Annotated in this window: 20 protein-coding genes, 5 tRNA genes and 1 pseudogene; 8 read left to right on the forward strand and 18 right to left on the reverse strand. The window is 71.1% G+C overall.

Annotated elements, in window-relative coordinates; translation table 11 throughout:
* The first annotated feature begins 45 nt into the window (after positions 1-45).
* The 4 genes from IE195_RS18705 to IE195_RS18720 are packed head-to-tail and all read left to right on the forward strand — an operon-like array spanning position 46 to position 2759.
* Entirely contained in the window at positions 46-465 is a 420-nt protein-coding gene (locus IE195_RS18705) for a roadblock/LC7 domain-containing protein (RefSeq protein WP_191273228.1), read from the forward strand.
* On the forward strand, positions 462-833 hold the full coding sequence (locus tag IE195_RS18710) for a DUF742 domain-containing protein (RefSeq protein ID WP_191273230.1): 372 nt from the start codon (positions 462-464) through the stop codon (positions 831-833). The genes IE195_RS18705 and IE195_RS18710 overlap by 4 nt, the downstream gene beginning before the upstream one ends.
* Entirely contained in the window at positions 814-1488 is a 675-nt protein-coding gene (locus tag IE195_RS18715; protein ID WP_191273232.1) for a GTP-binding protein, read from the forward strand. The genes IE195_RS18710 and IE195_RS18715 overlap by 20 nt, the downstream gene beginning before the upstream one ends.
* Positions 1485-2759 (forward strand): cytochrome P450, encoded by a 1275-nt coding sequence (locus IE195_RS18720; protein ID WP_191273234.1) that lies wholly within the window; start codon positions 1485-1487, stop codon positions 2757-2759. Before IE195_RS18715 ends, IE195_RS18720 begins: the two co-directional genes overlap by 4 nt.
* A 45-nt stretch (positions 2760-2804) precedes the next feature.
* Here IE195_RS18720 and IE195_RS18725 read toward each other — a convergent pair whose 3' ends face one another.
* The gene (locus tag IE195_RS18725) at positions 2805-4046 is read right to left on the reverse strand and encodes a cytochrome P450 (RefSeq protein ID WP_191273236.1); all 1242 of its coding nucleotides are present in this window, start codon (positions 4044-4046) and stop codon (positions 2805-2807) included.
* Between the two features lie 173 nt (positions 4047-4219).
* Complete coding sequence (locus IE195_RS18730; protein ID WP_191273238.1) at positions 4220-4561, reverse strand: UBP-type zinc finger domain-containing protein; 342 nt, start codon at positions 4559-4561, stop codon at positions 4220-4222.
* A gap of 137 nt (positions 4562-4698) precedes the next feature.
* Here IE195_RS18730 and IE195_RS18735 point away from each other — a divergent pair, with 137 nt between their 5' ends.
* On the forward strand, positions 4699-5466 hold the full coding sequence (locus tag IE195_RS18735) for an enoyl-CoA hydratase/isomerase family protein (RefSeq protein WP_191273240.1): 768 nt from the start codon (positions 4699-4701) through the stop codon (positions 5464-5466).
* 36 nt (positions 5467-5502) lie between these two features.
* On the opposite strand, the pseudogene IE195_RS18740 reads toward IE195_RS18735, so the two are convergent.
* The 9 genes and pseudogenes from IE195_RS18740 to IE195_RS18780 all read right to left on the reverse strand — a co-directional run bounded on the left by IE195_RS18740 (position 5503) and on the right by IE195_RS18780 (position 11310).
* Positions 5503-6299 (reverse strand): annotated as a pseudogene (locus tag IE195_RS18740) (SAM-dependent methyltransferase).
* Between the two features lie 134 nt (positions 6300-6433).
* Entirely contained in the window at positions 6434-6727 is a 294-nt protein-coding gene (locus IE195_RS18745; protein WP_191273242.1) for an Rdx family protein, read from the reverse strand.
* A 102-nt stretch (positions 6728-6829) separates the two neighbouring features.
* Complete coding sequence (locus IE195_RS18750) at positions 6830-7945, reverse strand: winged helix DNA-binding domain-containing protein (RefSeq protein ID WP_191273244.1); 1116 nt, start codon at positions 7943-7945, stop codon at positions 6830-6832.
* A gap of 100 nt (positions 7946-8045) precedes the next feature.
* A complete protein-coding gene (locus IE195_RS18755; protein ID WP_191273246.1) occupies positions 8046-9629 on the reverse strand; it encodes a BCCT family transporter in 1584 nt (527 codons plus the stop codon).
* A 653-nt stretch (positions 9630-10282) separates the two neighbouring features.
* Positions 10283-10356 (reverse strand) — tRNA-Val (locus tag IE195_RS18760).
* 20 nt (positions 10357-10376) lie between these two features.
* Positions 10377-10451 (reverse strand) — tRNA-Cys (locus IE195_RS18765).
* A 51-nt stretch (positions 10452-10502) separates the two neighbouring features.
* Positions 10503-10575 (reverse strand) — tRNA-Gly (locus IE195_RS18770).
* A 71-nt stretch (positions 10576-10646) separates the two neighbouring features.
* Positions 10647-10719 (reverse strand) — tRNA-Gly (locus IE195_RS18775).
* Positions 10720-10878: 159 nt separating this feature from the next.
* Positions 10879-11310: a roadblock/LC7 domain-containing protein gene (locus tag IE195_RS18780; protein ID WP_191273248.1), complete on the reverse strand. Its 432-nt coding sequence runs from the start codon at positions 11308-11310 to the stop codon at positions 10879-10881.
* A 400-nt stretch (positions 11311-11710) separates the two neighbouring features.
* Here IE195_RS18780 and IE195_RS18785 point away from each other — a divergent pair, with 400 nt between their 5' ends.
* Complete coding sequence (locus tag IE195_RS18785) at positions 11711-12553, forward strand: aminotransferase class IV (RefSeq protein ID WP_191273250.1); 843 nt, start codon at positions 11711-11713, stop codon at positions 12551-12553.
* 138 nt (positions 12554-12691) lie between these two features.
* Here IE195_RS18785 and IE195_RS18790 read toward each other — a convergent pair whose 3' ends face one another.
* Entirely contained in the window at positions 12692-13114 is a 423-nt protein-coding gene (locus IE195_RS18790) for an SsgA family sporulation/cell division regulator (protein WP_191273252.1), read from the reverse strand.
* Positions 13115-13591: 477 nt separating this feature from the next.
* Here IE195_RS18790 and IE195_RS18795 point away from each other — a divergent pair.
* A tRNA-Val gene (locus tag IE195_RS18795) sits at positions 13592-13665 on the forward strand.
* Between the two features lie 137 nt (positions 13666-13802).
* On the opposite strand, the gene IE195_RS18800 is transcribed toward IE195_RS18795, so the two are convergent.
* A complete protein-coding gene (locus tag IE195_RS18800) occupies positions 13803-14120 on the reverse strand; it encodes a PGPGW domain-containing protein (RefSeq protein ID WP_191273254.1) in 318 nt (105 codons plus the stop codon).
* A gap of 578 nt (positions 14121-14698) precedes the next feature.
* On the opposite strand from IE195_RS18800, the gene thrS reads away from it, so the two are divergent.
* Positions 14699-16672: a threonine--tRNA ligase gene (thrS, locus tag IE195_RS18805; protein WP_191273256.1), complete on the forward strand. Its 1974-nt coding sequence runs from the start codon at positions 14699-14701 to the stop codon at positions 16670-16672.
* A gap of 116 nt (positions 16673-16788) precedes the next feature.
* Here the strand turns inward: thrS and IE195_RS18810 are convergent, their stop codons facing one another.
* The 5 genes from IE195_RS18810 to IE195_RS18830 form a co-directional block, all read right to left on the reverse strand.
* On the reverse strand, positions 16789-16947 hold the full coding sequence (locus IE195_RS18810; RefSeq protein ID WP_191273258.1) for a hypothetical protein: 159 nt from the start codon (positions 16945-16947) through the stop codon (positions 16789-16791).
* 120 nt (positions 16948-17067) lie between these two features.
* Positions 17068-17757 (reverse strand): hypothetical protein, encoded by a 690-nt coding sequence (locus IE195_RS18815; protein ID WP_191273260.1) that lies wholly within the window; start codon positions 17755-17757, stop codon positions 17068-17070.
* Between the two features lie 240 nt (positions 17758-17997).
* Positions 17998-18939, reverse strand: coding sequence for a serine/threonine-protein kinase (locus IE195_RS18820; RefSeq protein ID WP_191273262.1), 942 nt, complete (start codon positions 18937-18939; stop codon positions 17998-18000).
* A 580-nt stretch (positions 18940-19519) separates the two neighbouring features.
* Positions 19520-20677, reverse strand: a complete 1158-nt coding sequence (locus tag IE195_RS18825; protein ID WP_191273265.1) for an acyl-CoA dehydrogenase family protein — start codon at positions 20675-20677, stop codon at positions 19520-19522.
* A complete protein-coding gene (locus IE195_RS18830; protein ID WP_191273267.1) occupies positions 20677-22818 on the reverse strand; it encodes an acetyl/propionyl/methylcrotonyl-CoA carboxylase subunit alpha in 2142 nt (713 codons plus the stop codon). The genes IE195_RS18825 and IE195_RS18830 overlap by 1 nt, the downstream gene beginning before the upstream one ends.
* Positions 22819-22822 lie beyond the last annotated feature (4 nt).

A 22822-nucleotide genomic window follows, 5' to 3' on the forward strand; every position in this document is an offset into this window, starting at 1 on the left:
GGGCACCGGGCCGCACCGGGTCCGGACCACCGCCCCAAGAACCCGATGACGACCACGGACACCAGCCTCGACTGGCTGTTGGAGAACCTGAGGCACCGGACACCGGGCATCCGACACGTCCTGGTGCTGTCCAGGGACGGGCTCAGGATGTGCCACAGCCGGGAGCTGGACACGGACCGGGCCGATCAGCTCGCCGCGATCTGCGCCGGGATCCAGAGCCTGTCCCTCAGCGCCTCCGCCGAGTTCGGCGACGCGACCGGCGCGGGCCAGGCCATGCTGGAGTACGGCGGTGGACTCCTGCTCATCGTCGGCGTCGGCGAGGGCGCCCACCTGGCCGTCGTCGCCGGATACGAGGCGGACGTCGGCGCGGTCGCCCGCCGCATGAACGAACTCGTCGAACAGATCGCCGTCCACCTGCCGACCGAACCCCGCCGCAGGCCCCAAGAGGCGGCTTCGTCCCGATGAACACGGACCATCTCGACAGTGAGGTGCCGGACCGGCTGTACACGGTCACCGGAGGGCGCGGCGACCCCGGCGGTCCCGGTGATCCCGCCCTCGACTCCGTCACCCTCCTCGTGGCCGAGTCCGAACCCGCGCCGCACATGCAGTCCGAGCACGCCGACATCCTCCGGCTGTGCACACGCCCCACCGCCGTGGTCGAGATCTCCGCCGAACTCGGGCTCCCGGTGAGCGTCGTGCGGATCCTCCTCGTCGACCTGCTGGACACCGGGGCGGTGGTGGCCCGGCACCCCGTCCCCTCCACCCCCCAGGAGGGGCCGCGGCACGACCCCGACACCCTGAAGCAGGTGCTCCTTGCCCTCCAACGCCTCTGAACAGACGACCGGGACGGCCACGGCAGCAGACCGGGGGACGACGGCCAAGGGACGGTCGCCCCTCGCCAGCACGGCGAGCAACGCCCTCAAGATCGTCATCGTGGGCGGGTTCGGCGTGGGGAAGACGAGCATGGTCGGTGCGGTCAGTGAGATGCGCCCGCTGAGCACCGAGGAGATCATGACGCGGGCCAGCGCCGGGGTCGACGACCTCAGTGCCGTCCGCGACAAACGCACCACGACGGCCGCGTTCGACTTCGGCCGGATCACGGTCGACGCCATCCGGGTCCTCTACCTCTTCGGCGCCCCCGGCCAGAAACGCTTCTGGTTCCTGTGGGAGCAGCTCTTCGTCGGCAGCCTCGGCGCGGTCGTCCTCGTCGACACCGACCGGGTGGAGGAGTCCTGGTACGCCATCGACCGCCTCGAACACCACCGGACGCCGTTCGTCGTCGCGGTCAACCGCTTCGGCCCGGGTCCGAGCCTGGCCGACGTGCGCACCGCCCTGGACCTGTCCGACGACGTCCCGCTGCTGGAGTGCGACGCGCGCCGCCGCGAGTCCAGCCGCGACGTCCTCATCGCCCTCGTCCACCACCTGGCCAGACACCGCCCGACCGCGCCCGAGGCCGGGCACGCGTCCACCCCGGAGGGGCCCTCATGAACAACACCGCGGGAACACCGGGGACCGCCGTCCGCCCACCGGGGCGGGGGACGGCGCCCCTGTCACCCGAACACGAGAACGCCATGCGGTTCTACGGGCCCGACATCGCCCGGGACCCGGTACCGCTGTACGAGGAGGTGCGCAGACGCTTCGGCCCGGTCGCCCCCATCCTCCTCGACGGCGACATCCCCGCGTGGTTCGTCCTCGGCTACCGGGAGCTGCACCACGTCACCGGCAGGCCCGAGTGGTTCGCCAGGGACTGCCGCCGCTGGAACCTGTGGGACCACGTCCACGACAGCTGGCCCCTCCTGCCGTACGTGATGTGGACCCCGTCGGTGATGTTCACCGAGGGCGCCGAACACCAGCGCAGGGCCGGGGCGATCGGTGACGCCCTCGACGCCACGGACCGCGCCGACCTGCACGCGCTGTGCCGGCGGGTCTCCGACCGGCTCGTCGACCAGTTCGCCGGTGACGGTGAGGCCGACCTGGTCAGCCAGTACGCCCACCAGATCCCGGCCGCGGTGGTCGCCCGGCTGTACGGCCTCCCCGAACCGGAGGTCCCCGGCATGGTCCGGGACATCCTCCTCTCCCTGGACGTCACGGCCGACGCCGCCCGGGCCCACCAGCGGGTGCAGGAGCGGATGCGGCGGATCGTCGGCGAGCGGCGGGCCCGCCCTCGCGACGACGTCCCCTCCCGGCTGCTCCTGCACCCGGCGGGGCTCACCGACGAGGAGGTGGTCATCGACCTGCTCGTGATCATGTCGGCGGCCCAGGCGCCCACGGGGAACTGGATCGGCAACACACTGCGGCTCATGCTGCTCGACGACGATTTCTCCCTGACCCTCCAGGGCGGGCGCAGCAGCGCGGGCGAGGCGCTCAACGAGGTGCTGTGGAAGAACACCCCCACCCAGAACTTCATCGGCCGCTGGGCGGTACAGGCCTGTGAACTGGGCGGGCGCCGGATCAACCGGGGCGACCTGTTGGTGCTGGGGCTGGCCGCGGCCAACTGCGACCCCCGGCTCAACACCGGGGACCTGGGCATCCACGGAACCAACCGGGCGCAGATGTCGTTCGGGCACGGGGAACACGGCTGCCCGTTCCCCGCACCCGAAACGGCGGAGGTGATCGCCCGCACCGCGGTGGAAACCCTGCTGGACCGGCTGCCGGACGTGCGGATGGCCGTGCGTCCCGAGCAACTGCGCTGGCGGCCCTCGGTGTGGATGCGCGGTCTGTTCGAACTGCCCGCGAGATTCAGCCCGATCACCGGCTGAGAGCTCTGCCCCGCCCGGCGCGCCCCCGCCCGCTACCGGGTGCCCTCAGCGGGTGGGACGGGGGCGGGGCACCGGTGAGAACTCCACCGGGAGTTCGCGCAGGCCCCGGGTGAACAGGCCCTGCTCGACCAGTTCGGCTCCCTCGGCCAGCCGAACGTCCGGCATGGCGTCGAGCAGGTCGTTCACCCCCACCCGGACCTCGGCCTCGGCCAACAGGGCGCCCACGCAGAAGTGTCGGCCCAGGGCGAAGGAGAGGTGTTCGGCCGCGGCGGAGAAGGACGTGGCCTCCGCCAGTTCCGTGCGGAACAGGTCGAAGGTGTCGGGGGCGGCGAAGCGGTCGGGGTCACGGTTGGCAGCCCCGATCAGGCAGGTGACGGTCGCCCCCGCGGGTACCGTGCCGCCGCCGATCCGTACGTCCCGGACGGCCTGGCGCATGATCATCTGCACGGGCGGGGTGAACCGCAACGACTCGGCGAAGGCGCGGGGGATCAGGGAACGGTCCTCGCGCAGGGCCGCGAGCTGGTCGGGGGACGCGATCAGGTTGGCGAACAGGCTGGCCAGGGCCTTGTCCGTGGTCTCCCCGCCGGCTGCCAGCAGGAGGCTGCAGAAGGCCTTGACCTCCCCGTCGGTCATCCGGGTGCCGTCCACCTCGGCCAGGCAGAGCCGGGAGAGCAGGTCGTCGCCGGGGTTCTCCCGGCGTTCGGCGATGATCGGGAGCATGTACTCCGCGAACTCGTCCCTGGTCCGCAGCCCGGCCTCGGCGACCCCGGGGTCCTGGGACAGGTTGCCGAGGAAGGCGATGATCGAGGTGTACCAGTCGTGGAAGCGGTCGTGGTCGGCCTGGTCCAGACCGAGCACGTCCACGATGACGTTGATCGGGAACCGGGTCGCGTACTGGGAGACGAGGTCGACGCGGCCGGTGGTGCGGAAGGCGTCGATGAGGGCGCGGCTGTTGCGCTCGATCACCGGGAGGAACCTCTCGCGCAGGTCCCGGCCGCGGAAGGCGGGGGCGACCAGGGCCCGGCGCACCGAGTGGTCGCGCCCGTCGAGCTGGAGGATGGTCCGCCCGTGGACCGGTTCCAGCTGCCAGCCGTAGTTGTCCGTGCAGAAGTCCCCTTCCCGGTCCTGGAAGACGCGCCGCACGTCGTCGTAGCGGGAGAGGACGTAGCTGGAGGTGGGCTCGTGCCACAGGAGCGGGGAGCGCTCGCGCAGCAGGGAGTAGGCGGGGTAGGGGTCGGCGAGGAACTCGGGGGAGAGCAGGTCCGGGATGCCATGGGCGGTGGTCACACGATCACGCTCCAGGTCACGGGATGGCAAGGGGGCGTCCGCGGGGGGCGGGTGCCCGGTCACAGTCCGTCCCTGCCCCCGATGCCCGTGCCGTGAACCCGGTGCCCGGGCGGAAAGGGTGCCGGGCCCGAACACCACGACCGCCCCGGTCGGGGCCGTCACGGCTCCCGACCTCAGCGGACGAGTTTCCGCCAGTCGGCCGGAACCCGGTCGGCGGGAGCGGGCACCGGCTGGTCCCGCGGGTGCGAGGTCGGCGCAGCCAGTTCCGGGCCCCGGCCGACCTCGCGGGTACGGAAGTCGTAGAACCACTCCTCGCCCGGTTCGAAGCTCTGCACGATCGGATGGCCGGTGGCCTCGAAGTGGCGGGTGCCGTGCTGGGCGGGTGAACTGTCGCAGCAGCCCACGTGCCCGCACTCCGCGCAGCGGCGCAGGTGCACCCACCATCCGTCGCCGGCGAGACACTCCTGGCAGCCGTCGCCGCCGGGTGGGACGGCCGGGTCGATCCCGTTGCTCATGGCACCACGCTACCCACCGCGGCGGGCACGGAGGGTGAACCACGCCCGGGCCGCACACCGGCGCCCGGTGTGCCGGGCCGGGAAAGCCGGCCGATAACCTCGTCGCCGTCGCCCCGAACAACCTGGAAGGCACTCCCATGAGCGAGGAGCTGTCCGTGCGCGTCGACGGTCACGTCGGCGTCCTGGAGATCCACCGCCCCCCGAACAACCACTTCGACCTCGACGTCCTCACGGAGCTCGCGGACACCGCCGAGGAGCTCAGCGCCCCCGGCGGCTGCCGTGCCCTCGTGCTGTGCTCGGAGGGCAGGAACTTCTGTGCCGGGGTGGACTTCGCCTCCGGCGGGGTCGGCGACACCCCCGTCCGGACCCTCGACGCCATCTACGGCCAGGGGCTGCGCCTGTTCTCCCTGCCGGTGCCCGTGATCGCCGCGGTCCAGGGCGCGGCCGTGGGCGGCGGGCTCGGCCTGGCGTGCGCGGCGGACTTCCGGGTGGCCGCGCCCTCCACCCGCTTCCACGCCAACTTCGGACTGCTCGGCCTGCACCAGGGCTTCGGGCTGACCGTCTCCCTGCCCCGCATCGTGGGGGAGCAGCGGGCCGCCGACATGCTCTACACCGCCCGCCGGGTCCACGGCCACGAGGCGCACACCATCGGACTGGCCGACCAGCTGGTCGCCGACGGAGCCGTCCGTGAGGGAGCGCTGGAGTACGCGCACCGGATCGCCGCCTCCGCGCCGCTGGCGGTGCGTTCGATGAAGGCCACCATGCGGGCCGACCTGCTCGCCGCGCTGCCCGCCGCGCTGGACCGGGAGGTCGTCGAACAGACCAAACTGCTCGGCACCAAGGACAACGAGGCCGGGGTCGCCGCCTCGCTCGACCGCACCGGTGCGACCTTCACCGGGGAGTGATCCGCTCCGGAGGGCCCTTCGGAGACTCCCGGTGGATCAGGGCTTGCGGGCGACCGCGCCGAACTCGTCCATGAACTGGGGTTCGCCGATCCCGGTGGGCTCGGGACGCCACATCGGGATCGACACCAGGCCCGGTTCCACCAGTTCAAGACCCTCGAAGAACCGCTCGATCTGCTCGGGCGCACGCAGGACGACGGGCGTGGACGAGGCCTCGTTCCACTGGCGTACCGCTTCCTCCATGGCCTCGCCGGTAGCGGCGTTGGTGGAGTGTGTGATCACCACGTGGCTACCGGAGGGCAGGGCCGCCACCAGTTCCCGGACGATGTCGTGGACCGAGTCGTCGGGGATGTGGAAGAGCAGACCGAGCAGGGTGAGGGCGACCGGCCGGGACAGGTCCAGGTGCTCGGCGGCCGCACGCAGGATGCTTCACGGGTCGCGCAGGTCCGCGTCCACGTAGGCGGTGTGCCCCTCGGGGGAGCTGGTCAGCAGCGCCCGCGCGTGGGCCAGGACCAGCGGGTCGTGGTCGACGTACACGATTCCTGACGCCGGGGCCGCCTGCTGGGCCACCTCGTGGGTGTTGTTCGCGGTGGGCAGTCCGGTACCGATGTCCAGGAACTGGCGCAGTCCCCTCTCCCGGCCAGGTACCGGACCGTCCGCTTGAGGAAGGCACGGTTCTGCACGGTCATCTCACCGATCATCGGGAGCAGCGACAGGATCTGGTCGCCCACGGCCCGGTCCGCCGGATAGTTGTCCTTGCCGCCGAGCCAGTGGTTGTGGATTCGCGCCGAGTGGGGCTCGGCGGTGTTCAGGGAGTCCCGGGGGGCTGGGGGTATTCGACATGTGCGCCTCTCGTGGGGTTCCGCGCACGGAATAGAGTGCTGGCCCGGCGCGCGGGAGGGCGCGCCGGACCCGGGGACGAGGGACTCCCCATAGGGCCGGTCACCGTCGGCGACGCGGACCGGACCTCTCAGGGCTGCCGCTCGGAGTGGCCCAGAGGCCGCTCGGGGGCGATCCGGTCCCGGACCAGCCTCTTGATGTCGGCCGCGTCGGTGAAGGCGGCGTCGCTGCTGCGGGACCAGACGGCCTCGCCGCCGACACGGACCTCGAAGACACCGCCGGTGCCGGGCACCAGGGCGACCTCGCCGAGTTCGGCCTCGAAGGTGGTGAGCAGTTCCTGCGCCATCCACGTCGCGCGCGGCAGCCACCTGCAGCGCGTGCAGTACTCGATTTCCAGCCGGGGGTTTCGCACCTGTTCTGACACGGTCCCCAGTATGCACGGTGCCGGCACCGGCACCTTCACCGTCTCCACCGCGGGCTTCCCGCTGGCCGCGGTGATCGCTCCGCGCACCCCGACCCGGCCCGTTCAGCCGGCGGGGGCGTCGATCCGGACCCGGTCGGTCCCGCCGTCGGACAGGAACAGGGCCAGCAGCTCGGCCCGTTCACCGACCTCCGTCCGCTCGGCCCGGGTCAGCGGCCGCAACGGGGTGACGGCCACGGTGCCGTCCTCGGCCCGCCAGGTCGCGGCGACGCGGCCGTCCACCAGCACCACGCGTTCACCGGCGACCGACAGGCCCCGGTGCCGGTCGTCGATGATCCGCCCGCGGTGGTGGTAGCCGAGGACCGCGTTGTCGAACGCGGGCAGGAACCGCACCGGGGCTTCCGTGGCGGGGTCCGGGCGCGGGGCGTCGGGCAGGTCCAGCAGTTCCCGGCCGCGTTCGTCGCGGAAGGAGACCAGCTCCTCGCGGGTGGCGGCCACCGCAGCGGGCAGTCCGGCCAGCCCGCACCAGGAACGCAGGTCGGTGGAGGTCGCGGGCCCGTAGGCGGCGAGGTAGCGCCGGACCAGGGCCCGGCCGACCGGGTCGGAGCCCTCCGGGGCGGGCGGGGCGGGCTCTCTCCCGAGCCAGGAGGAGAGCAGGACGTTGCGTACTCCGCCCCTGGTCCGCCACAGGCCGCGCGGCGGGGTCTGCACGACGGGGAGCAGCGCCGAGACCAGCATCTCGCCCAGGGGGCGTCTACCCGGTTCGGGCCAGCGGTGGGCGAGCGCCGCCACGAGTTCGCGCATGGTGCGGGGCTCACCGTCGGACATCACCGCTCGGCCCGCCTCGGCGAGCTCCGCCAGGTCCACCTCCCGGAGTTCGTTCCGGTAGACGCCCATGACCTTCTGGCGCAGCATGGCGTCGAACCGGCTCCGCCAGGCGAGGGCGTCCTCGGCGGTGACCAGGTGCACGGTGCGCCGCATGAGGTGGACCCGCACCACGCGGCGTTCGGTCAGCAGCTCCGACAGCTCCGACGGGTCGAAGGAGCGCAGCCGCGACCAGAGCCCCACGAACGGCTCCTGCGGCTCCTGTGCCTGGAGTCCGCCGAGGTGGGCCACGGTCTCCAGGGCCGACATTCCGGTCGGGGCGAGTAGCGCCTGCCGGGCCAGCGCGGCGCGGTTGAGTGCCCGGTCGTCCAGGACGGGCTCGGTTCCGGTGGGCATCGCCTGCTCCTGAGGTCCTCGTGGTCTCCAGGAGAACGGTCCCACAGGTGGAGGTCGGATCGTGTCCGCCACCTCCCGGTGCCTGGCCCGCTCCGGACGGTCAGTCCGACCGGAGCGGCGCGCTCGCCTCCACCGCGGGTTCGTCGTCCGCCGCGGGGTGCGCGGTCGGCGCGCCGACGGACTCCGCCCGTTCCTCGCTTCTCAGGTCGCGGCAGAAGCTGACGACCACGCCCACGATGATGACCAGGAAGGGCGCCGAGGCCACGATGACGGTCTGTTGCAGTGCGTTGAGCCCGCCCGAGAACAGCAGGATGATCGCCAGGGCTCCGGTCATCGCCCCCCACAGCAGCAGGATCGGCGTCCGGGGCCGGATGGAACCGTGTGTGGTGAGCATGCCCAGCACGTAGGTGTTGGCGTCGGCTCCCGAGACGAAGAAGAGCACCGCCAGGATCACCACCAGCGCCGTCGTGACCGAGGGGATCGGGAACTCGGCCAGGGTGGCGAAGAAGGCGCTGTTGAGGTCGGCCGCGGTGGCGCCTGCGATGTCCGTGCCGTGGTTCAGGTCCAGGTCGATGGCCGAACCGCCGAAGACGGAGAACCAGGCGAAGAAGGCCAGGCTGGGCATGCCGAGGACGACCAGGACGAACTGGCGGATCGTGCGGCCGCGCGAGATACGGGCGAGGAACAGGCCGACGAAGGCGCCCCAGGACACCCACCAGGCCATCATGAAGTACGTCCAGCCCTGGAGCCACTCGGTGTCGCCGAAGGCCGGGCCCCGCAGGCTCATCAGCAGGAAGTCACCGCCGTACTGGCCGAAGGACTCCAGGAGGAGCGAGATCAGGAACGCGGTCGGGCCGAGGAGGAGCACGAACAGGAAGAGCACCGCGGCGACCGAGAGGTTGATCTCGCTGATGTAGCGGATACCGCGCTTGATTCCGGAGGCGGCGGAGAGGCTGAACAGCGCCGTGACCACGACCACGATGACGACCTGGGTGGTGATCCCGGTGGGGGTGCCCAGGAGCCGGTTCAGCCCGTTGTCGATCTGCAGGGCTCCCAGACCGAGGGAGGTGGTGGTGCCGAACAGGGTGGCGAAGACCGTGAAGACGTCGATGGCCTTGCCGAGGGGACCGTCGGCGTGCCGCCCCAGGAGCGGCCGGAACAGGGCGCTGACCAGGCCGGGGCGCTTCTTGCGGTGCATCGAGTAGGCCAGGGCCAGACCGAAGATCGCGAAGATCGCCCAGGCGTGCAGCCCCCAGTCGTAGAAGGAGTACTGCAGGGCCAGGACCGCCGCCCCGGGGGTCCCCGCCTCTGCCAGGCCGTGGGGAGGGGTGGTGAAGTGCGAGATCGGCTCGGCGATGCCGTAGGAGACCAGGCCGATGCCCATCACCGTGCACAGGATCATGGCGATCCAGGTGTGGGTGGCGAACTCGGGGCGGTCCTCGTCCGAGCCCAGCCGGATGCGCCCGTACCGGCTGCAGGCCAGCCCGGTCAGGAGTGCCAGGAGAAGGAGGGGAAGCAGCAGGTACGCCCAGCCGAAGCTGCTGGTGATCCAGTTCAGGGCGGAGTCCATGGTGGCCGTCTGGTGCTCCGGGGCAGCTACGCCCCAGACCACGAACAGCGCCGAGATGGAGAGGGAGGCCCAGAAGACCACCCCGACGGTTCTTCGTTCGGTGGTGTCATTCATGGGTCGACTCCTCTCCCGCGACGTCGGCCACCTTCGGTGGTGACACACGGCACGAGGGTTCGCACGGCTGTGGGCCGTCGCGTTCGTCCGGTCTGGGGCCAAGGATGGGTTGCACGGAAACGGGCCGCCTGTTCGTCGGTGGATGATCGAGACCTCGGGAGCCCTTCCGGGGCGTGCGGGGCGTGCCGAGCGGAGAATCAGGAAGGATCGGGGCCGAGGTGAGCGTGAGGACACCGGTGGCGGTGAAGAGGACCCCGTTCGACATCGGCGGCAGGCCCCGTCCGGGCCGGCGCCTGCCGCGGTCGACAGCACGGCCGCGCACTCGCTCAGGGGTCTCCGCACACGGTTCCGGCTGACGGTCCGACCGGGAAACGGTCGCGTGTCGGCCCCGGGCACCGACCCCCACGGGGTGTCGCTGGACCGGTTGGTCCGAGGAACCGGCGGAGCCTCCGAACGAGCGTACTCGCATGTGGGAGCGGGTTTCGCCGCCCTGGCTCCGGAATCCTGTGCCGCCCGTCTCACTGCCCGGGCGGCCGCCGGACGGGCAGGGCCCGGCCCGCACCCTCCCCTTCGGGGCGGCCCGGGGCAGGCGCCCGGCGGTCCCGTACACGACGAAAGGCCAGATCCGAAGATCTGGCCTTTCGCGCTGCTTGTGGGCGATACAGGACTCGAACCTGTGACCCCTACCGTGTCGAGGTAGTGCTCTAGCCAACTGAGCTAATCGCCCTCATGGGAATGAGGTTCGCATGGAGCCGGAGACGGGAATCGAACCCGTGTGCAGGGATTTGCAGTCCCTTGCCTCAACCACTCGGCCACTCCGGCTTACAGGAAGCACGAGGGTGCCGAGCGGCACCCATGCGTGCCTTTTCTCCGAGCGGACGACGGGATTCGAACCCGCGACCCTCACCTTGGCAAGGTGATGCTCTACCAGCTGAGCCACGTCCGCGTGCGGTCCAGGATGTTCTCCCGGGCCTGATCCGATTGTGCCACCTGGAGCGGCACTATGCGAATCGTTCGAGCGGACGACGGGATTCGAACCCGCGACCCTCACCTTGGCAAGGTGATGCTCTACCAGCTGAGCCACGTCCGCACGGCGAGTGTTCGGTGCGGCTCCGGTCCTCCCGGCGCCGCGTCCCTCGCTGCGTTAGGAACTCTAGCGGAAGTTGGGGGAAGTGCGAAATCGACTTCCGTCAGAGGACCCCTGCGCCCTGCCGTGGCAGGCCCGGCCGGCCCGCCGCGGCGGCAGTGGCTACTTCTCCACGTGTGCGGGGGAGGAGGGCATATCGGGCCGGGGAGGGGCGGACAGGTACTGACCGACCCGCTCGATCACCTTGTTCATCTCGTAGGCGATGAGCCCCACGTCGCTGTCGGCGTCCGACATCAGGGCCATGCACGCGCCCTCGCCTGCGGCGGCCACGAACAGGAAGGCGCGGTCCATCTCGATGATGCTCTGCCGGATCGTCCCGGCGGAGAACTGCTTGCTGGCTCCTCCCGCGAGACTGTGCAGACCGGAGGCGATGGCCGAGAGGTGCTCGGCGGCGGGGCGGTCGAGGCCGCTGGAAGTGGCCATCAGGAGTCCGTCGGTGGACAGGACGATCGCGTGCTGTGTGCCCGAGGCGCGGGTGAGGAGGTCGTCCAGCAGCCAGCTGAGTTCGCCGCGGGCGGTGCTCGGTGGGGTCATGTCTCTCTTTGCTGTGTCTGGTGTGGTCGCGAGTGACAGGGGCACGCGCGCTGCGGAACGCTTCGCGTACACCGGTCTGGGAGGCGGCGGGGGCGGATGCCACCGGTCCCGCATAAGCGTTGCCCAGATGATAGTCATTCGTAACTTATCTGTCCGGCTCCAGCCGTCGGTTCCGGGTGGGCCGGACGGGAAGGCCGACTCCGTGACCAGTGGGGACACTCCCCTGTGCAGAACGTGGGAACCGGACCGGCGGCCGGTGCCGGACAGGGGACTTGCCAAGGCGCGGACCCGGCGGGTACGGGCGGGTACGGCGGATTCTCCGGGCACGGCGGGTGCCGCAGGTGGGAGGATTCGGGGAGAGACCGGCCCGACCAGGGGCCTTGAGAACTCGGGGGTTGGAATGAGGGTATGGATCGCCGGCGCCGGTTACGGCCGCGGCGCCGTGCTGGAGGACGAGGACGCGCGTATCCCCGTGACCGACCACGGGATCACCGTGGGGGACGGGGTCTTCGAGACGGTCCGCTCACAGGGCGGCAGGCCGTTCGCGCTCACCCGCCACCTGAGGCGGCTGGCCCGGTCCGCCCGAGGGCTGGGCATGGCCGAGCCCGACCTGGAGCTGATCGCGGACGGCGTGGCCCGGGCGGTGGCCGCGAACCCGGAACTCCCGGACGCGCGGGTGCGCATCACCGTCACGGACGGGGCCGGACCGCTCGGCTCGGACCGGGGCCAGGGGGAGCAGACCGCCATCGTGGCCCTGGGGCCCTTCCCGGGCATCGCCCCCGCCACCGACGTGGCTCTGGCGCCCTGGCCGCGTAACGAGTTCGGCGCGCTGGCGGGGCTCAAGACCACCTCCTACGCGGACAACGTGCGCGCCCTCGCCTACGCGCGTGAACGCGGGGCCAGCGAGGCGGTCTTCCGCAACATCAGCGGGAACCTCTGCGAGGGAACCGGCAGCAACGTCTTCGTGGTGCTCGACGGCAGGCTCCTCACCCCTCCGCTCTCGGCCGGTCCGCTCGCGGGCATCACCCGGGAACTGGTCCTGGAGTGGTTCGGCGGTGAGGAGGAGGACGTTCCGATGGAGCTGCTCCCGGAGGTCACCGAGGCCTTCCTGACCTCCACCGGCCGCGACGTACAGCCGATCCTGAACATCGGTGACCAGCGTGTGTCCGCCGAGGCGGGCCCGGTCACCGCGAAGGCCAGGGCCGTGTTCGCCGAGCGTTCAGCGGCTGACCTCGACCCGTGACCGGCGCCGTCCGGGGCCGCCGGACGCGACAGGGCAGGGACGGCGCCCGGGCGCCGTCCCTGCCCTGTCGTCGGTTCTCCCGCCGCCCCGCGGACATGCGGGACCCCGCGGGTGCGGAGGAGCCGCTGGGCCTTCGCGTCAGGAGTGGAGGTGCTGCTGGATCTCCTCGTCGAGGTCGACGAACTGGGCTTCCTGCCCGGCCGGGACGATCTCGTAGGTGCGGTGGAGGAACTCCGCCAGGGGGGCGACCTGGGTGTCGAACTCGGCCTGCCCGAAGGGCGAGGAGAGCGCGATGCTGACCGACCGGTCCCCGCTGTCGTCCTTGGAGGGCCACACCCGGACGTCTCCCTCGCCGACCGGGCGCACGATGCCCACAGTGAGGAGTTCGCGCGCGAAGATCCACTCGACGGGGTTGTCCTCGCCGGTGTGGAAGGCGACGCGAATCGCGTACGGGTCCTCAGAGCTGTAGTCGAGTCGTGCCACCAGTGGAACCGCGGTGCGCTCCGGGACCACGAGTCGCAGGCCCAGCTCGGCGGTGGCAGTGGTGTCGCTACTGTTCATGTTCGCCAAACCTTTTCTCGTCCGGCCCAGGCGTCCTGGGGCGCGAGCCGGTTGCCGTCTCACTCGCTCCAACGCGGGTACCCGCGGACCATGACGTGAGTACGGAGACTTTTCTTGGTCGATGGGACCGGAGGTCTCGCTGCCCGCCCAGCGGGTCCAGCGCGCCGCGGGGCGGCACCACGATCCTTCGTCACTGTAATGACCAGGGGAAACCAAAGATTTCCCCATGATGAGTGGCCCGTGTCACGCGGAGGTCAATCCGCGGTCGTCTCGGGAGGGTCCACGGAGGCGGGAACTCCTACTCACTGCGGGGATCGCGGCTGGCAAAGGAATCCTGTGGGACCCCGCCAGCCATGATATGTGACCTCGGTCACACCTGTGTGGGCGCGTGGGCGGCCGGGGGTGCATCAACCACCCCCGAACATGCGCTAGAGTTTTTCTTGTCCGGCCGAGAGGGCGGACGGGGCACAGGCCCGAGGGCGATTAGCTCAGTTGGCTAGAGCGCATCGTTCACACCGATGAGGTCACTGGTTCGAGTCCAGTATCGCCCACAGGCGGGAGGGCCCACTCCGTATCACACGGAGTGGGCCCTCTTTTTTTGGTTTTGGTCCCGCAAGGCCCGGGCAACGTGCGCGTATCCGTCCGCGGGTGGTTTTCGGAAGTTGCCCGGGGTGGGAAAGGTTCCCGCCTATTCCTCGGGTGCGCCGTGCGGGGAGGCGCGTCCTCGGAGCTCGGCCCTGGCGGCCCTGCGCGAGCGCAGGCGCGACAACAACTCGTTCCTGACCCGCATAGCCCACCTCTCGCCCCTTCGGGACCACACCCGGGCGGGCCTCAACAGCCGGTGGGCCCAGCGGAACTCGCTGCTGAGGATGAGCATGCCCAGGAGAACCGAGGCGATCCCCGGCCCGGGGACGATCATCATGACGATCCCGGCCAGAATGACGACGGTGCCCACCGTGCCGACCAGGATGCGCCACGGAAGGTGCAGGGCCGGGTGGGTGTGCATGCGTCTGCGGAAGAGGCGGAGCCGTGCGCGCAGGCGCCTCCACCGGCGGATTCGGGCGTGGTGAGTGGGGGATGTCTCCCGGGCGGAAGGCCCGTTTGGTGGGCTCGGTGACATGCGCTCACAGTATTCGGTCGATACGACGGGTGCGTTCGGGACGGAGGCGAGACACGTGGTCGGATGTCTGCTGATTGTCACCGATCTCGTTGATCGGATCAATGGTTCCTTCGGCGGTGGCGTTGAACCACTGGAAAACATGACGATTACTGACAGAACACTCTGATGTCGGCGGATTCATTCCCGCAGGGGCGCGCCCCGGCGGCGTCCCGGCGTCCGGGCGGGGACGCCGCCGTACTGCGATGGGACAGGCCGAATCCCCGGTCCGAATCGGGAGGATTCCCTCCTGTGCGGGCCCCGGCCGGAGGAGCGGCAGGTGTGTCCGCGGCAGCCGGTCGCCGGACCTGTGGACAACCAGAAGCGGTCTCACCCCGAAGCCGATAGCATCGGGGTGCGAAAACCCTGGCCGCCGTCTCCGGCGGCCGGTTCGCGTCCACGACATCGACGTATCCCTAGGAGTCACCGTGTCCGCCGCGTCTGAGCTGCACATCACCCTCGCCGGAACCCCGCGTGCGGTGGCGGCCACGACTACCGCGGGGCAGGCACTGGAGGCGGACGGCAGGACCGTGATCGCCGCCCTGGTCAACGGGGAACCACGAGACCTTGCCCGGGAGCTCTCCGACGGCGACACCGTCGAACCGATCGCGATCGACTCGGAGCAGGGACGGGCGATCCTGCGCCACTCCACCGCGCACGTCCTCGCCCAGGCCGTGCAGGAGCTCTTCCCCGAGGCCAAGCTGGGTATCGGCCCGCCCGTCGAGAACGGTTTCTACTACGACTTCGACGTGGCCGAGCCCTTCACCCCCGCCGATCTCAAGAGCATCGAGAAGAAGATGCAGCAGATCATCAAGCAGGGGCAGCGCTTCGACCGCCGTGTCGTCTCCGATGACGACGCCCGCGCCGAGCTGGCCACCGAGCCCTACAAGCTGGAGCTGATCGGTCTCAAGGGCGGCGCCGCCGAGGCGGCCGAGGGTGCCTCCGCCGAGGTCGGCACCGGTGAGCTCACCATCTACGACAACATCCACCCGCGCACCGGCGAGCAGTGCTGGAAGGATCTGTGCCGGGGGCCGCACGTTCCCACCACCAAGGTGGTCCCGGCCTTCAAGCTCATGCGCACCGCCGCCGCCTACTGGCGGGGCAAGGAGACCAACCCGCAGCTCCAGCGGGTCTACGGCACCGCCTGGGAGAACAAGGACAGGCTCAAGGAGTACCTGGCCTTCCTGGAGGAGGCCGAGAAGCGCGACCACCGCAAGCTCGGCTCCGAACTCGACCTGTTCTCCATCCCGGACGAGATCGGTTCCGGCCTGGCGGTCTTCCACCCCAGGGGCGGCATCATCCGCCGGGTCATGGAGGACTACTCCCGCAAGCGGCACGAGGAGAGCGGCTACGAGTTCGTCTACTCCCCGCACGCCACCAAGAGCGCCCTGTTCGAGAAGTCGGGGCACCTCGACTGGTACGCGGACGGCATGTACCCCCCCATGCAGCTCGACGGCGGTCAGGACTACTACCTGAAGCCGATGAACTGCCCGATGCACAACCTGATCTTCGACGCGCGCGGGCGCTCCTACCGTGAGCTGCCGCTGCGCATGTTCGAGTTCGGCACCGTGTACCGGTACGAGAAGTCCGGTGTGGTGCACGGCCTGACCCGCGCCCGCGGCTTCACCCAGGACGACGCGCACATCTACTGCACCCGCGAGCAGATGGCGGACGAGCTCGACTCGCTGCTGACCTTCGTGCTGGAGCTGCTGCGCGACTACGGCCTGGAGGACTTCTACCTGGAGCTGTCCACCAAGGACCCGGAGAAGTACGTCGGTGACGACGCCAGCTGGGACGAGGCCACCGACACGCTGCGCCGGGCCGCCGAGAAGCAGGGGCTGGAACTGGTCCTGGACCCGGGCGGCGCCGCCTTCTACGGCCCGAAGATCTCCGTGCAGGCCAAGGACGCCATCGGCCGTACCTGGCAGATGTCCACCATCCAGCTGGACTTCAACCTGCCCGAGCGCTTCGACCTGGAGTACACCGCCGCCGACGGCACCCGCCAGCGCCCGGTGATGATCCACCGAGCCCTCTTCGGTTCCATCGAGCGGTTCTTCGCCGTGCTGCTGGAGCACTACGCGGGAGCCTTCCCGGCGTGGCTCGCCCCGGTCCAGGCGGTGGGCATCCCCATCGCCGACGAGCACGTCCCCTACCTGCAGGAGGTCGCCGCCAAGCTGCGCGCTGAGGGGATCCGGGTCGAGGTCGACGCCGGCGACGACCGGATGCAGAAGAAGATCCGCAACGCCCAGAAGCAGAAGGTGCCCTTCATGCTGCTGGCCGGTGACGAGGACATCAGCAAGAACGCGGTGTCCTTCCGTTACCGCGACGGTTCGCAGAACAACGGTGTCCCCGTGGAGGAGGCGGTCGCCGAGATCGTCACCGCGGTCCGTGAGCGCCGCTGACGAACGCCCCGCCGACGATTTCGGGGCGGAGCCCGTCCCGAGGCCGTCCCGCAGACGCGGAGAGCGCCCGTCCCCTTTCGGGGGCGGGCGCTCCGTCTTCTCCCGGAGGAGCCGTGTCAGCCGCGCTCACTCTGGCCCTTGGGCTCCTTGTCGTCCTTGAAGAGGTCCTCGCGGGAGATCTTCGCGGTGGCGTTGGGGTCCGCCGTGGTCTCCTCCTCGTCATCGCCGAACAGGTCCGCGCGTGAGATGCGGTGTGTGGCATTGGGGTCGCTCATGGGGGTTCTACTCCTTGTGCTTTGGGGTAAGCCGGATTTTATCCGTCCTCGGCACGGGGGGCCGCATGTTCGTGCCCACCCCCTTTCCGGTGCGGGACCGCGGGCACCCGGGGCCACCGATCAGCACTCGGTGGTATCGCGTTCCCACGCCTGGGCCGGAATCCGGTCCACCAGGTCGATCAGATAGTCCGCCGCGGTCAGGGCGCGGTCCGGATCCAGGTGCATGGCAGCCCAGGTCAGGACATGGGAGCCGGTGAAGCGTACCGGCAGGGAGCGTGACCGGCAGTCCGACAGCAGCCAGGAGACGGTGTCCTGGCCCAGGACGGCGCGGGTGAAGTCGTCATCGGTGCCGACGGTGCGAAAGGCTTCGGAGAAGGCCCGGCCGACTTCCTCCGGATCGCCCCGGCCGTCGAGGGACACGATACGGGCCAGGTCGCGGCGGTGGATCTCCAGGTCCGCGCCGGGCCCCGGGGTTCGCACCGCGACGACCCGGTAGGTCTGCCGCTCCTGCCCGGAGCCGCGCCGCGAAACGGGGGAGGTGCTGCGGGTGACCTCGAACATGGTGGTCAGGTGCGTGCCCCGGCGCCCGGTGAGCACGTGGCGGGCACGCGTGTCGGGCCCCTGGACGGCCCGGGGCAGGACCGCGTCCTCCAAGGGGCTCGGGTGGTGCTCGGTGTAGTGCCAACCGTGTTCTCGTGCCCATGCCTGGAGCTCGGTGGCCCGCTCCTTGCGAAAGTGCGCGGCGACCGTGATCACCCCGGCCGACACCACCACGGTGACCAGGGCGAGCAGGGACAGGGCGCCTTCCATCCGGTGTCTCCTCGGGTGGGGAACGTGAGGAGCCAGGGACCCGGTACGGGCCCACCGAGGCGGGCCGGGTCTCCGCGGACCCGGAAATCAGGGGGCCCGCACTGGCCGTATGAGTCCATTCTGTGCCGATTGGTGGTGCTTGTCACCCCTCAGGGGCGCCCTGCGGTGGCACAGGGAGGAGTACACCCCGCGAATGGAGGCGGAAACCGGCGGGGGCTGTCCGGAAGCGGACAGGCGCTTTCAGCGTCCGAGCCACGGTGAGCGTCCGGGGTCGCGCTCCGCCGACCAGCCGGCACGCGCCGCGGGAACGGTCGCCCTGCCGGTGCCCGTCGTTCCCCCGCCCGTCCGCAGCAGGTGCAGGATCTGCGCCGGGGAGGGCCGGTACCCGGGCGGCTCGACCAGTGCCGCCCGGACCGGGACGACCAGTTCCTCGGGTATCCCGGTCAGGTCGGCCTCGCCGCGCAGGACCCGCTGGGTCAGCGCCTCGGGGTTCCCTCGGCCGAAGGGGTTGCGTCCGGTGGCCGCGTAGGCGGTCAGCTGGCCCCAGGCGAACACGTCCGAGGCCGCGGTCGCGGGCGCTCCCCGGAGGCGTTCGGGGGCGATCCAGCCGGGGGTGCCCATCACCCCGCCGGTCCTGGTGTACACGGTGCCGTCCAGGGTGCGGGCGATCCCGAAGTCCAGGATTCGCGGGCCGCCGGGGGAGAGGACGACGTTGCTCGGTTTGAGGTCGCTGTGCACGACCCCGGCCCGATGGATGTCGGCCAGGGCGGCGGCCACCCCCGTGGCCACCCCGGTCAGGGCGCCGCCGAGCAGTCGGCCCACGCCTTTGACCTGTCCGCGCAGGGTCGGTCCGGGCACGTACGCGGTGGCCAGCCAGGGCATCTCCGCCTGCGGGTCGGCACCGACGAAGCGGGGCACGAAGGGGCCTCGCACCCGGCGCAGGGCCCCGACCTCCCAGGCGAAGCGGGCGCGGAACTCCGGTTCGTCGGCCAGTTCCGGATGCACGGCCTTGACCGCCACCAGCCTCCCGAACCGGGACCGGCCCAGGTAGACGGTGCCCATGCCACCGGAGCCGAGCCGCCCGAGCAGGCGGTGCGGACCCAACCGGACCGGGTCGTGCGCGCCCAGGGGTCTGGTCGGCGGGCTGTCGTTCTTCCTCCGCTCATGCCGCAGGCGAGCCATGCCGCTCCTCGGTCGTGTGGGCGGTGCGGGCCGGCGGGCGGGTTCCGTGGTGGAGACGGGGCGGGAAGGGCACGGGGGCGGGGCGGGAGAGGAGCACGGCGGCGGAACCTCGTGGGGTTAGGGGGCTCGGAGGCGGGACCCATCGGTGACGGGCCCGTCACCGATGGTCCCAGCACGGTGGACGCCCCAGGACCCGGGAAAGTTCGGCCGAGGGGTGGTTCAGTCCCCGCGACGGAGGATCTGGCACGCGGGTGTGCTCCCGCCCTTCCGCCACTGCCCGGGAACATCTTCGTCCCCGCCTCGCTGCGGGTGCTCCGCCCGAACCGCGGTGATCTTGCTACCAGGGGCAACTTCGGCGCCGAAGTTGCCCCTGGTAGCAAGATCACGGGGAAAGGGGGACCGTGGGGCGGAGTGAGCAGATCCGTCTCCGAGCTGAGGATCCAGCCTCTCCCGAACAGGTGCCCATAGACGAGACCGGCGTCCAGCAGGTGGGATCGCCTCTCGACGGAGCCGACATAGACCCGAGTGAGGCCGCGGCCCCGGGGACTCCGTTGTCCTCGGGGCCGCGTAACCGTGGGGGTCAGGCCGGCAGCCCGAGCTCCCTGGCGATGAGCATCTTCTGGACCTCGCTCGTGCCCTCGCCGATCTCCAGGATCTTGGCGTCCCGGTAGAAGCGCCCCACCGGGTAGTCGTTCATGAACCCGTAGCCGCCGAAGACCTGGGTGGCGTCGCGGGCGTTGTCCATCGCCGCGTTGGAGGCGATGAGCTTGGCGATGGCCGCCTCCTTCTTGAAGGGCTCACCCGCCAGCATCCGCGAGGCCGCGTCGTAGTAGGCCAGGCGGGCGCTGTACGTGCGGGCCTCCATCTCGGCGATCTTGAACTGGATGGCCTGGTACCGGCCGATGCTGTTGCCGAAGGCCTGCCGTTCGTGGGCGTAGCGCACGCTCTCGTCCACGCATCCCTGGGCCAGGCCCACCGACAGCGCCGCGATGGCGATCCGCCCCTCGTCGAGGATGCGCAGGAACTGGGCGTACCCGCGGCCGCGCTCGCCCACGAGGTTGGCCTCGGGGACCCGGCAGTCCTCGAAGACCAGCTCGTTGGTGTCCGAGGCGTTCCAGCCCACCTTCGAGTACTTCTGCCCGAGGGAGAACCCCGGGGTGCCCCTGGGGACCAGGATCGAGGAGATCTCCGGACGCCCGTCCTCCCGTGTGCCGGTCACGGCGGTCACGGTGACCAGGGCGGTGATGTCGGTGCCCGAGTTGGTGATGAACGACTTGGTCCCGTTGATCACCCACTCGCCGTCCTCCAGGCGCGCCGTGGTCCTGGGCGCGCCCGCGTCCGAACCGCCGTCCGGCTCGGTCAGGCCGAACGCCCCCAGCGCCTCGCCGGAGGTCAGCCCGGGCAGGTAGGTCTTCTTCTGCTCCTCGGTGCCGAAGCGGTGGATCGGCATCGCACCCAGCGACACCCCCGCCTCCAGGGTGATGGCCACCGACGAGTCCACCCGGGCCAGCTCCTCCAGGGCCAGGCACAGGGCGAAGTAGTCGCCGCCCATCCCGCCGTGCTCCTCGGGGAACGGCAGCCCGAACAGGCCCATCTGCCCCATCTTGGCGATGATGTCGTAGGGGAAGGCGCCCCGCTCGTAGAAGTCCCCGATGACCGGGGCGACCTCGGTCCGGGCGAAGGTCTCCACGGCGGCCCGCAGGTCGGCGTGCTCGGTCGAGAGTTCGTGACGCTTCATCACTGCTGCTCCTCGCTGGTGGCGGGGGTGGAAGGGGTGTCGGCCGGGTCCTCGGCCGACACGGGGAACGGTTCGACGGTGACCAGGACCGCGTCCATGGGCACCGAGGCACCCGGGCGGACCGCCACCTCCGTGACGGTGCCGTCGACGGGCGAGGGCACGGAGTGCTCCATCTTCATCGCCTCGACCACCGCCAGGGCGGTTCCGGCGGTGACCTCCTGGCCCACCCGGACCGGTACGTCGAGCACCGTGCCCGGCATGGGGCTGCGCACCGTCCCGTCGGCGGCCGCCTCGTCCGCGCGCAGAGCGGCGGCCACCGGTTCCTCGTGCAGGGTCCAGGCGGCGCCGTCGAGCCCCAACCACCGGTGCGCGGTGGCCGGATCGTCGGCGCGGACGTAGGTGCGGGTCCGGTCGGGGGCGGTGACGGTGAGCCGGGAACCGTCGGCGGAGCGCCGGGCGCGGACCGCCACGGCCTCGCTCTCCCCGGCTTCCCCGGCGACCCTTTCGGCCCCGTCCCCGGCCACGCTCACCAGGTACCGGCCGGCGCCCCCGTCCCGTCGGACCCGGACCACGACGGCGTCGTGCCCGGGCGCCCGCAGCCGCCACGGGGTCCAGGCCGGGCCGCCCATCCGCCACCCGTCGGGTACGGCGAAGCGGTCGGCGCTCGGCGGCCCCTCCAGGTCCAGTTGGTGGTCCAGGGCGGCGGCGGCGTACACCTCGGCGGGTACCCCCTCGGGCGCGGCGGCGGGGGGATCGGCGGCGATCAGGTCGGTGCTCAGGTCGCCGGCCGCCACCCGCGGGTGGCGCAGCAGCCGTCGCAGGTACGCGGTGTTGGTGACACAGCCCAGCAACAGGTAGGAGCCGAGTGCGGCGTCCATCCGGGCCAGTGCCTCGGACCGGTCCGCCCCCCAGGTGATGACCTTGGCCAGCATGGGGTCGAAGTCGGAGGTCACCGACCCGCCCTCGGCGATACCCGAGTCCACCCGCACCCCCGGGCCGGAGGGCTCCCGCAGCGCCAGGACCGGTCCGCCCGAGGGCAGGAAGCCCCGGTCGGCGTCCTCGGCGTAGACACGGGACTCCACCGCGTGCCCGACCCACGACACCTCCTCCTGGGTGAAGGGCAGCGGTTCCCCGTTCGCGACCCGGAGCTGGAGTTCCACCAGGTCGACACCGCGCTCGCCGCGGACGGCCACGACCTCCTCGGTGACCGGGTGCTCCACCTGCAGGCGGGTGTTCATCTCCAGGAAGGAGAAGGACAGTTCGCCGCCGGGGCCGGTCTCGGCGATGAACTCGACCGTGCCCGCGCCCACGTACCCGCAGGAGCGGGCGGCCGCCACCGCGGCCTCACCCATGGCGGCGCGCTGTGCGGCGCCGAGCAGCGGTGACGGGGCCTCCTCCACCACCTTCTGGTGGCGGCGTTGCAGGCTGCACTCGCGTTCGCCCAGGTGCAGGACGTTGCCGTGGGTGTCGGCCAGGACCTGCACCTCGATGTGGCGCGGCCGTTGGACCAGCTTCTCGACGAGCAGGGTGGAGTCCCCGAAGGAGGCCAGTGCCTCGCGGCGGGCGGCCGCGGCGTCGGCGAGCAGGGTGTCGGGGGAGTGGACGGCCCGCATGCCCTTGCCGCCGCCGCCGGCGGAGGGTTTGATCAGCAGCGGGTAGCCGGTCTCCTCGGCGGCGTGCAGGAGTTCGTCGTCGGACAGGGGCTGCCCGGGTTTCTCGGTGAACCCGCCCAGGACGGGTACTCCGGCTCGGGCCACAGTGTCCTTGGCGCGGATCTTGTCGCCCATGGCCTCGATCGCGGAGGCGGGAGGGCCGACGAAGACCAGGCCGGCCTCGGCGCAGGCCCGTGCGAAGCCGGCGTTCTCGGACAGGAAGCCGTACCCGGGGTGGACCATGGTGGCACCGCTCGCGGCGGCAGCAGCGACGATGGCCTCGGCGTCGAGGTAGCGGTCCACCCTGAACGCCTCGTCAGCGGCGAGGGTGTGCGGCGATTCGGCGTCGGCGTCGGTGTACACCGCGACCGAGCGCAGTCCCGTCCGACGCAGGGTGCGCATGACGCGGAGCGCGATCTCACCCCGGTTGGCGACCAGCACGGTGGCTGGTCCGGTGCTGGCAGGTGTTGTGTCTGGCGTCGTGGTCAAGGGT

This window comes from Nocardiopsis terrae (assembly GCF_014651695.1).
Taxonomy (GTDB): domain Bacteria; phylum Actinomycetota; class Actinomycetes; order Streptosporangiales; family Streptosporangiaceae; genus Nocardiopsis; species Nocardiopsis terrae.